Origin of the sequence: Salinivibrio socompensis S35 (genome assembly GCF_000513715.1) — a bacterium.
Classification (GTDB): Bacteria; Pseudomonadota; Gammaproteobacteria; order Enterobacterales; family Vibrionaceae; genus Salinivibrio; species Salinivibrio socompensis.
The window spans coordinates 1-10825 of record NZ_AQOD01000096.1 but is presented as its reverse complement, the minus strand read 5'-3'; the positions used below and the strand labels follow the sequence as shown (position 1 = coordinate 10825).

Sequence of the window (10825 nt, the reverse complement as noted above, 5' to 3'; positions counted from 1 at the left end):
AAATTCAGTTCTAATTTTATCGTCTACTACACCGGAATTTCTCTGTATCAACTCAGAAGCTTTATCAATTATTTTTGAAGCGTTTTCTTTTGGCCTTTTAAATTCCACATTTTCCTTAAAATAGTCCCTATTCTTACAGTATATAGAAATCAACTCGTGTTGCTGAGCAACACCTGTTGCATCACCTTTAGGGTTTCTTTTGTCCCAAACAATTGTGCCTAAATTATTTTCTTCACCAAAAATTTCAGAAAGAATCTTTTCCAAGTTTGGGTATTCATTCTCATCAATATGAACAACGACAACTCCGTCCTCTGTTAGAAAGTTTCTTGATAACTTCAAACGTGGGTACATCATGCTCAACCAATCAGAATGGAATCGTCCGTTAGTTTCTGTATTCGATACCATTTTGTTCTCGAATTCGTCGACCTGCATAGATTCTCTGAAATATTCTTCTGAACTTTTATTAAACTTGTCGGAGTAAATAAAGTCTTTACCTGTGTTATAAGGCGGGTCAATGAAAATCATTTTTACCTTACCAAGATAGCTATCTTGTAGTAATTTAATAGCCTCAAGGTTATCACCTTCAATGAAAATATTGCTTGTACTATCAAAGTCGACACTTTTTGATAGATCAGGCCTTAGGGTTTTAGTTATTGGTGAATTCGCCAATACAATTGATTGTCTTTTCCCCGGCCAATTGAGGTGGTATCGTTCCCTATCTCCTTCAAGCAAGGAATCAGAGAGTTCTTGTTTAAGCTGGTCAAAGTCAATGGCTAGCTTTAGCTCTCCGTCAACCCCTATTGACTCCGTCACGCAGTTCGGAAACAACGCCTGAATTTTTGCTATGTTTTTCTGCGTCATATCGGGGCTATGCATCTTTAATTTATCCATGTCTTTTACCTTTTGCGTGATGCCTTATATTAAAAGCATGTGGCACTATTTATCTGATTAAAATTCTCTATTTGTGTATTCTTTATGCGAGCAGTTTTTCAATCTCACATTTTAAATTCTTTAGCTGCTTATTGAGCTCAACCTTTCGGTTAAACTGTTTCTCAGCATGAACCTTTTTTCTATACTGCGCGATTTGCTTTTCCAATGCCTGAATTGCCTCCAGGCGTTGAATAGCCTCTTCTATACTCTCAGCGGTTCGTTTGGGTATGGGTAACAAGCGAGCAAGAAGCTTTTGATACAGCTCCTCCATATCGATTGCTGTAGGCAAACCCAAAACTTCTGAATTCACTGTTAATGCTTCACCGGAATTGAATATTTCTGAGTGTAGATAGTGGCTACAAACCCATTGGGACTGATCATTTTCTGCCTTACGCTTATAGCAAGCGGCATAGTGGCCTTGTTCACCACTAGCCCCCCATACCTCAAACAAAATGGGAAAAGGTATGGCCAAATCAATCGCTTTTAGTACGCTATTGTCTACTTCGTCGCCTTTAAGCTTCACACTGATAACCTGTATTTCACTGATCTCACTAGTGTGAGGAATATTCAGTGTGTTAGGTGATAGCTTGTAAGCCCAAAGGATTTGATCAACTTGCTGTACAAAAAGTGACTTCAACCCAGCGCTTGCCGCACTGTGTTCGTATATTTTGTTCTTCGGTACGACTCGACCGAACTTTGCTTTATCAGGAAATATCCAAGGTGAGTTCATAGACTAGCTAACCTCATCCTGAGCACTGTTATCAATGAACTGCTTTTGCTGAATCACAATAAAAGCTAGCAATTCAAAGTCATCCAGCTCGGCAAATGTATTCACTAAAGCTGAGGTAGCGCCACCGCTAAACAAACTATCAATATCTTTTTCTTCCTTAACTTCAACCATGCTTTTTATGGCATCTGTCAGAAGGTGAGAGTAACGCTGCATATCTCGACCGTCTTGTGTTAGGCGATTAAATAACGCACAAATCTCACTGAGCGGCGCTGTTTGCCCTTTACAGCTACTTCGGATTAAATCTAATAGTCTCTTTACCTCAAAATGATTAGCGACGATGTGCCCTCATTCGATACATAGACAAGATAATAAGGGTGGAGCCTGTTTTGCAGATCTCTATCGATACTGTTATTAACGTTTTTCAGCGCAAACACCACGCCAGGCAATAACCCTAATTCTGGCTTAGCCTCAACCACCGCATGCATGCCACTTGGTGCGTTTCTTGGTTCGCCGTAGAGTTTCATTAGATTTAGCAGGTCCATTCGAAATTCGTTTAGACCTAGATCGGTGATAGAAACCCCCGTTTTTAAATCTTCAAGCTCGATGACTTCTTCTTGCAGCTTCTTTAACTGCTCTTTACGGTACGACACATCATTCGCTTGACTACTTAGAACGTTATCATCACCAGTCGCTGTCACGTCAACAATCGTCATTCGACTTTCAACACGTTCTTTTAAGTTGATGTACTCATCAAGCGATATATCAGGCCAGTAGTTAACTAACTGAATGCATTTATTCGGTGAGCCAATACGGTCAACACGCCCAAAGCGCTGAACAATCCGAACTGGATTCCAATGAATATCAAAGTTAATTAAGTAATCGCAGTCCTGTAAGTTCTGCCCTTCAGAGATACAGTCTGTAGCAATCAACAAATCGATTTCAGCGGGTTCGTCAGGTAATACACTGGCTTTCGATTTGGAAACTGGAGAAAACAAGGTGAGCACTTCTTGTGTGTCGTAACCTTTTCGTCCGGTTTTTAAGGTGGTCTTAGGTAAACTGGCACCACCAGTGATCATCGCAGTATGGATTCTATGCTCGCTTAACATCACAGGTGACAACTGCTCGTACAGATATTGAGCGGTGTCAGCAAACGCCGTGAACACGATGATTTTCCTGTTTCCAGGATTTATCGGATTATTTATTTTTGCAGCAATATGTGATTTTAGATGCTGCAACTTAGCATCTTCTTCTGGCTTAATTTTGCGAACAGAATCTAGTAACCCTTTGATCAGCTCCAAATCACCATCTAAATCCTGCTGCCAGGATGGAAGATCCATATCCATCAGCTTGATTTTGATCTTGTTGCCGATTTCCATATCGTGATAAGAAGGCATATCGTCTTCATCTGCTTCAATAGACTCAAGCGCTTCAACGAGACTGCTAACTTCGGTTTGCCCGTCTCGCTTATAGAATTCGTCGATAATACCTAGAACACGAACATGGTTATCATGGAGAGATTGCAAGGTGCTTCTGAACGAGTATACGGAGCTCTCAAGACGCTTTAGAAGGTTCGTTGTCATCAATGCAACCAAACTTTTTTCACGGTCGCTTTGCTTTAACTTACCTTTTCCGCCTTCAACTTGCGTGTCATACATCTCCTCGTATTTCTTCAATCTACTCGGGAGGATATAACTCACTGGCGCATAAACAGATAGTTTGAGTAGCTTAAGCTGTTCAAAGATCTCATTCAGACTAACTACATCCGAACGAGTTGTAAGCGGACAGTGAAACGAGATTGGCTTGTTACGTTCAGGGAAATGGCCAATATCTGTTGTGTCGTAGAATGTTGTGATGTGCTTTCGTGAGCGAGCGATAGTGACGCTATCAAGCAGTTCAAAAAAGTCAAAATCTAAGGCATCGAGTATGGCTTTAGCTGTTCGCGTCTCTGGGTCGAGTTTGGACCAAGCGTTAAATGCGGCTTGTGCTTGGTTAAAGATCTGTTCTACGCTTTTTGTGGTTTTAAGATGCTTTGTGAGATTGCTCGACTCGCCTTCATAAGCTAACGCGAGCTGGTTTCTAAGGTCAGTAAATCTATTATTCACTGGTGTCGCTGATAGCATTAGGACTTTGGTTTTCACGCCAGCTCGAATAACTTTATTCATCAGTTTCTGATATCGGGTTTCTCGATCTTTCACTGCATCGTTATTTCTAAAGTTATGCGACTCATCAATGACGACCAGGTCATAGTTACCCCAGTTGATTCTATTCAATGGAGTACCGAAGGATTCGCCTGAGGTTCGGCTCAAATCTGTGTGACACAAAACATCGTAACTAAAACGGTCTTTAGCAAAGATATTTGTCTTTAAGTTTCGATTAAAGTTGAGCCAGTTATCCGCTAACTTTTTCGGACATAGAAGCAGCACAGATTTGTTTCTGAGCTCGTAATACTTGATGACGGCTAACGCTGTAAATGTTTTACCAAGACCAACACTATCAGCCAGAATGCAGCCGTTATAGGTCTCTAACTTATTGATAATCCCAGTCGCGGCATCTTTTTGGTAGTTAAATAACTTGTTCCAAATCAAGGTGTCCTGATAGCCGGTTCGATCATTTGGTAATACATCCTCTGTAATATCATCAAGAAATTCATTAAAAATATTATACAAAATAATGAAATAGACTTTTTCGGGCGAGTTTTCTTGGTAGACAGATTCTATATGCTCGCAAATGGTTTTAGTAACATCTTGAAGCTTCGCAGGATCTTTCCAAATTTGGTCGAATAACTGTAAGTACTGCGCTGTGAAATTTGGCTCATCGATTTTTTGCACAAAATTCGAAATAGCATTGCCTCGCTGATACCCTAGATCAACCGCCGTAAAACCGCTAATCGGAGCAAAAACTGCACTTATTGCATCTGCTTGCTGTCTAGATGCTTCCGTCACAACAAACGACTGCATTGGAGAATCAGTTTTGTTTGATTTGAATGTCGCTTTCTTTCTGATCCAGTTTGCACACTCTTTGGCGATCGCCTTTTGAGTGAGCTTGTTCTTTAACTGTATTTCAAAGTCAGTTCCGTAAAGGCTGCGTTCACGCCCTGCTTTGGGAATAAAGAACTCTCGTTTTTCTTTTTTGAATTTATCGGTAACTTCATCTGCGACAAAAGTAGGTGATGTGAAGATGAACTCAAGTGAGTCTATCTTCACTAACTCCTTTTTGAGAGCCTCATACGCATAAATAGAAAAGCAAGACGCAGCAATCTTTAACTTTGTATTCGGTGTCAGCGTCTGTTGAAGCTCGTCACCTAATAGGTTGTTAAGGTTATCGATTATTTTCATCAAAATTTATTCCCTGCGCCAAAGTTCGTTTTTGTGCATTAGTTACCAAGTTCTTTTTCAATCCCTGGAGCTAGCATGATGTTTTTAACTCCATAAAGTGTTGCTCTGTTCTTTAAATGCAATTGAGCTCCACCATCTTTTAGTGTGGCGTTGGAAGAACAATCCACATTCCATTGTCTGAGTAAATAGCCTGCCGTTGCCGCTCTAATCTCAATCTTTAAAACGCCACCTTTCATGCCATAGTCCAACTCTATCGCTTCGCTGTACTCAATACGAGGATGCGGCACTAACTCTAGCTCTACAAAGCGATTCCATTGCCGGTCTTGGGTTTCGAGCTCCGTTTCAGACAAAGTCGAATCCTCAATCACAACCGCTGCTTTAATGCGGGTCAGCACAAAGTCACGGAATTCACCATGCTTGCGGTCAAAACCACGAACATGCCAACGCAGGCCATTGTCCACCAGCGTATGCGGTACAATTTCACGCGTTGTTTCACCGCTCGATAACGACACATAAGTGATGCTCAAAGCTTTGCCTTTGTGGATGGCCTCGGTGACCTTTGCCACTATCGATAGACTCGGCTTGTTAAGGTGATAAGGAGCTTCACACGCAAGAGGAGGTTTTACCTTTCCAGTGAAGCCATCTCCATAACCTTGACTGATGGTTGCCAGTGTTCTCACAACGTCATAGTCGAACAAGGGTTCAAATGCTTCACCGCGCTTATGCAACTTGAGTTTTTGGTCATACTCAATGTTGCCTGGTGCAAGCTCTCGGTACATTGTGAAGTCTTTCGTTGCTTGTGCAGCGGCTATGCTGAAGCGATCAACTAAATCCGCCCGTACCGCTTCTCCCTTAAACAATAAGGTGAAATCGATGTGGGCAATGCGATCCCTGGTTGCTTGTGGCAACTGCGCTATCTGCGAAAGCCTATCTGGCTTTCCTTTCGCGCCTTCTTTAGCGAGTGAACTCGCTGCTACCGTTTGTTTCAGACCATCATTTGTCATGCGTCTTGTTTATCCAATTCAACCAGTTTCTTAAAACTCTGTTTATAAAGTAAGGACCGACATCGCGAAATCACATTGAAAAGCATCACTCAATGCTGCTCTTCATCCGCAGTGACTTAGCAATCTCTACCGGTTGAAGCTGGACAGATGGCCATAAAACACTGAATAGGCCTCAACCTAATTAATTTTATTAGGTATCATCCTATCACAAATTATTTTGTAGGGAAGACTAAGCGGCAACTTTTTGATCTTGATTGCAATTGCCGCTCAGTTATGGGCGTGAAGGCCTTGTTTTGTGTCATTGCTGATAGCCGCTATCAATGCGCTACCCGAACCAGTGGCACCACGATGTTACTGCTTTGAGACTTCCCTTTTTCCGAGTCTGTGGACATCAGGGCTCGGTGCTCACTTTCCCGAATGCGCCTGGCAACTTCTGCCTGGGCTGGCAGCAATGGCCGCATCCCTTCAGCAATCGCGTCTGGGGCAGACTCTTGGCCACAGGACATCAAGTGCTTCCATGGATCTTTAAGAAAGCGCTCGAACGTGATGCCAAATTCAATGATGCGGGCAGAGACGAAGATTTCGCCCCAGTATTCAATGTAGGTGTCTTGGTACATGGAAAGATTCCTCTTGTTGGTTAAACCATGAGTTCACTTTCCATTTTCCAGAGGTTTTCAAATATGCAAGGCTTACCTTGTAGAGAGCTACAAAGCTTTAAATCGATTGCGGGCATCTTTGTAGTCATAGTGGGCATGTTCTGAGCCACGATGGTACAAATCATCCAGGTAAGTTTGTTCCTGCGGCAACTCGTCTTCGCTGATTTCGCGCCACCAATGTTTGTTGGCACCTTTAACACCGTCATGCCAGCGGTAACCGCGCTCTTTTAAATAGTCCTTTACGTCAAACGGCGCACCAAACGCACGAACTAACACAGTTCGCCTGTCTGCTTCAGACAACAAGTTTGCAACGGACTCGGGCAACAAATGAAACAACCAGGCCATCGCCAAACAATCGGTTGCAGCTCGGTGTCCTTCATAGAACCAACCTAAGCGAAGTAGCAGGTACTCAAGCTTTCGACTTTCAAAACCCAGCGCCTTCCAATCTATGCCACTGGCTGAACAGGCCCAAGATAGATGTCCTAATGCCGCAAACCGCTTTTCAAAGAAAGGACGATCAAACTGTGCATTGTGCGCAACTACCAGCGGATCATCGGATAACCAACTCGCAACCCAGTGCATCATCAATGCGCTGGCCTTGCACCATATCATCGGTGATACCGGTTAACTCGGTGATCAGCTCGGGGATTGGCTTACCGGGATCTTCATACAGGCTGATCACATCAACAATCGACACAATCCGCTTTGCCGAGGGGCTGTAAAGCACCTTAACCATACCAAGCTCAATAATGGACTCATCATCGGCAGACAGTCCGGTTGTCTCTGTATCGAGCAGCACCATTGGCTGTTCATCACCGACCATAGGAGAAAGTTCAAGTGGCCAAGACTGCGGCTCACGCGTTAATGGAATACGCTCCAGCAATCTAAAATCTTCTGGTCTTTCTGGGATATCCGCGAGGCGCTCTAGCGGAAATGGCGCTGGGGCTCTTGTCATTGATGGTTCCTCTTCAATTCTATTGTTCGCTTTGGGTTATTTCACTGTGCCTGTTCGTTTATAAACGCATTTGTACAAAATGCACCTTGGATACCTCAGCGTTTTTTTAATCTTTCTACTGGGTGAACCCATGTATGAAGGCTTTGGCTAAGCCTTTCAGAAAGCCTTAGCTAAACCGTTTAGGTAACCCTTACCGATACCCTTTACGTATGGCTTAACCAACCCCTTTTCAAACGGTTGCAAAAGGCTTGAACTAAGTTCGACTGAGCATTTTAATGATGCTCCTGGCTTCGCTTTAAGCCAGTAAATTCAATACGAAGCAGAATTTTACTAACTGTTTTTAAACCCTTTGCGAAGGGTTCAACAAGCCTTGTCTGACAGTTACCAAACCCATGCGTCAACCAGTAGCAGTAACAGGATCAGTAACAGAAACAAGAGCAGTAGGCAGAAGCAGTATTGTCCAAGCCTTGCAGGCTTTGACGAGGGCGAGCGATCCCCCACATCAAGCTTTTCAACACAAAAAAGAAATCACCCACAACACAACGTCTTACTCGAACAACTACAGTTTTACCTACAATTTTACTTGTAGAAATCAGCATAGCATTTATACTGTGCAAATAAACAGTAATAATTGTCATTTTTCGAGGTTCGTCATGAGTGTCTCGCTGATAGGCCGTAGCGGCGCACTTGCCTTCATCAAAACCAAGCGCCTTCGTATCCCATTGTTCATGGAACGTGTTTCTGCTGGTTTTCCCTCACCCGCGCAGGATTATGTTGAGCAAACCCTCGACCTTAACGATCTATGCATCAAGCGACCCGCGGCCACGTATTTTGTTCGCGTTGAAGGCGATTCAATGATTGATGCTGGAATTCACGCTGATGACATTCTGGTGGTTGATCGCTCTGTCCAAGCCGAACACGGTGACATTGTCATCGCGGGTATCCATGGTGAACTCACGGTAAAGGAGCTGCAACTGAGGCCGTGCGTAAAGTTGCTGCCAAAAAACCAGGCGTATGAGCTATCCCAATTCCTGAAGGGACAGAGTTAGAGATTTTTGGTGTGGTCACTAGTGTGGTGCGAAATATGCGCCGCAAGTCGTGACGAGCCCATGCCTGTATTTGCCTTGGTGGACTGCAACAACTTTTACGCCAGTTGTGAGAAGCTGTTTCGTCCTGATTTAAAAGATACGCCGGTTGTGGTGCTGTCCAACAATGACGGCTGCGTGGTTGCACGCTCGCGTGAAGCCAAGTTACTCGGTATTAAAATGGGCGTACCCGTTTTTCAGATCAAAGCTGACATGCAGCGTCATGGTATTTTGGCATTCTCGTCCAACTATGCGCTGTATGCAGATTTAAGCAGTCGAGTGATGCGCACTTTGGAAGAGATGGCACCACGAGTAGAGGTTTACTCCATTGACGAAGCGTTTTTGGACTTAACCGGTATTGAGTCTGCCATATCTCTTGTCGAGTTCGGACAACAATTGCGAGAGCGCATTGACCACTGGATTGGGATCACCGTCTGTGTAGGCATTGCACCGACTAAAACACTCGCCAAGCTGGCTAACCATGCCGCCAAGAAATATCCCGCCACTCAAGGGGTTGTAGATCTGACCAATCCAGATCGGCAACGTCGATTGCTCGCATTAGTCCCAGTTGATGATGTTTGGGGCGTTGGTAGACGGCTTTCAAAGCGATTAAATGCTTTGGGTATCACCACAGCCCTAGACCTAGCCAATGCCTCTCCTAGAGCCATCAGAGACCAGTTTTCAGTGGTTTTAGAGAGAACTGTCAGAGAGCTCAATGGCGAGTCGTGCATTGAACTTGAAGAGATACCACCAACTAAGAAACAAATTGTCTGTAGCCGTTCATTTGGCGTAAAAGTAACGCAATTTGAATTGTTACATGAGGCTGTATGTGAATACGCAACCCGCGCCACTGAAAAGCTACGCAAAGAACAGCAGCAAGCCAAAGTGATGACCGTGTTCATACGAACCAGCCCCTTTAAGGACAACGAGCCGCAATATAGCAACTCTGCATCGGGTGAATTGCTAATCCCCAGTTGCGACACGCGGGATTTTATCGAGCTGGCCAATCACTTACTCAAGCGGATTTGGAAAGATGGATTTCGCTATGCCAAAGCGGGCGTCATGCTGTCTGACTTTTACGATCCCGGCATGTTTCAACCAGGACTATTCGATGAAGTATCGACCCGCTCTAATAGCCAGCAGTTAATGTCTGTATTGGACACCATTAACCAAAGCGGTGCCGGAAAGGTTTTCTTTGCTGGACAAGGACTCAAGAAAGATTGGTCGATGAAGCGAGAGCATTTGTCTCCCGCCTATACAACACGCTGGGACCAATTACCGCGAGTGAAGTAGACCCGGTGATTCAATAGGCATTCACTCTGCGACGCAGCATGTTGAGCTTATCAACTTGGCGTCGAACATCACTGAAGAATTCCTCTTTCTCCATGGCCAGCGCTAGCTCCCATTCTTTGGCCAAACCTTGGCAGTCCAAAAATGCGTATCTCAGCTTCGTCTTTGAGATACGCAGTCCTTTACTAAAGACTACACGCTTGCCTCGTTGACCGTGAAAACTGTTGATGTACACTCTATGCCAAAGCCATACTTAAAGTCTCTGATACCGGACACCAAGCAGCCCCAAGTCCTTAAAGCTCATTCTCACGAACCTTGTAATGGGTAACCCAAAAGTCATCAACTTCAGCTCGTGCCAGCGCTTTTAGCCTGTCCGTTTCTTTCTGCAATAAATTTGATACTTCTGATTTCCATTGTTCATTGACGATTTCTACCAAACCAATTTCCCCATCCAATTAACCCCAAAAGCCAAAACCACTATCCGTTTGGCTTTTGGATCGAAACGCCAAACGTAAAACTGCCGTAACAATCACTATTTGGCGTCTCGATATAAATCAACTCGCGCAATCCCATACCTGACAAGGGATACAGGCCGATTTCACTTAAAAACGCCTAAAAAGACGTATCGCCATGAAGATACAAACCGTTTGGCGAGTTCAGGCCAGCGGTAGATTTCAAGGTAGTTGACCAGATTTCCTAATTAAGCGGCTCTTTTTTGACCGCCTTGTTGATTATCTTCTGGGTTTCCTGGATTTAGCGTGACTGTACTAACAGGCGTCCAGTCACGTGTTTCTCTAGCCCAGCGCTCAGGATGCTTGGCTTTTGCCTGCTCATAGATTG

Annotated in this window: 7 protein-coding genes and 3 pseudogenes; 2 read left to right on the top strand and 8 right to left on the bottom strand. The window is 44.0% G+C overall.

What is annotated here, in order from left to right; genetic code table 11:
* The 7 genes and pseudogenes from DZ54_RS0111065 to DZ54_RS21065 form a co-directional block, all read right to left on the bottom strand.
* Nucleotides 1-891 (bottom strand): site-specific DNA-methyltransferase (locus DZ54_RS0111065; protein WP_025674121.1); only part of this gene is annotated, 891 nt, incomplete at its 3' end.
* Nucleotides 892-973: 82 nt separating this feature from the next.
* A complete protein-coding gene (locus tag DZ54_RS0111060; protein ID WP_025674120.1) occupies nucleotides 974-1660 on the bottom strand; it encodes a DUF4391 domain-containing protein in 687 nt (228 codons plus the stop codon).
* A 3-nt stretch (nucleotides 1661-1663) separates the two neighbouring features.
* Complete coding sequence (locus DZ54_RS25525) at nucleotides 1664-1873, bottom strand: hypothetical protein (protein WP_205619393.1); 210 nt, start codon at nucleotides 1871-1873, stop codon at nucleotides 1664-1666.
* A 101-nt stretch (nucleotides 1874-1974) separates the two neighbouring features.
* A complete protein-coding gene (locus DZ54_RS21070; protein WP_205619392.1) occupies nucleotides 1975-4995 on the bottom strand; it encodes a helicase-related protein in 3021 nt (1006 codons plus the stop codon).
* A 38-nt stretch (nucleotides 4996-5033) separates the two neighbouring features.
* Nucleotides 5034-5999, bottom strand: a complete 966-nt coding sequence (locus tag DZ54_RS0111050; RefSeq protein WP_025674118.1) for a WYL domain-containing protein — start codon at nucleotides 5997-5999, stop codon at nucleotides 5034-5036.
* 317 nt (nucleotides 6000-6316) lie between these two features.
* Nucleotides 6317-6616, bottom strand: coding sequence for a hypothetical protein (locus DZ54_RS0111045; protein ID WP_025674116.1), 300 nt, complete (start codon nucleotides 6614-6616; stop codon nucleotides 6317-6319).
* 87 nt (nucleotides 6617-6703) lie between these two features.
* Nucleotides 6704-7610: pseudogene (locus DZ54_RS21065) on the bottom strand (3'-5' exonuclease).
* Nucleotides 7611-8263: 653 nt separating this feature from the next.
* Between DZ54_RS21065 and umuD the strand changes: the two are divergent.
* Together umuD and umuC are read left to right on the top strand one after the other, a co-directional pair.
* Nucleotides 8264-8712 (top strand): annotated as a pseudogene (gene umuD, locus DZ54_RS21060) (translesion error-prone DNA polymerase V autoproteolytic subunit).
* Nucleotides 8713-8719: 7 nt separating this feature from the next.
* Nucleotides 8720-9988: a translesion error-prone DNA polymerase V subunit UmuC gene (umuC, locus tag DZ54_RS0111030; protein WP_025674114.1), complete on the top strand. Its 1269-nt coding sequence runs from the start codon at nucleotides 8720-8722 to the stop codon at nucleotides 9986-9988.
* Between the two features lie 10 nt (nucleotides 9989-9998).
* On the opposite strand, the pseudogene mobI reads toward umuC, so the two are convergent.
* A pseudogene (gene mobI / locus DZ54_RS21055) lies at nucleotides 9999-10440 on the bottom strand (conjugative transfer protein MobI(A/C)).
* Between the last annotated feature and the right edge of the window lie 385 nt (nucleotides 10441-10825).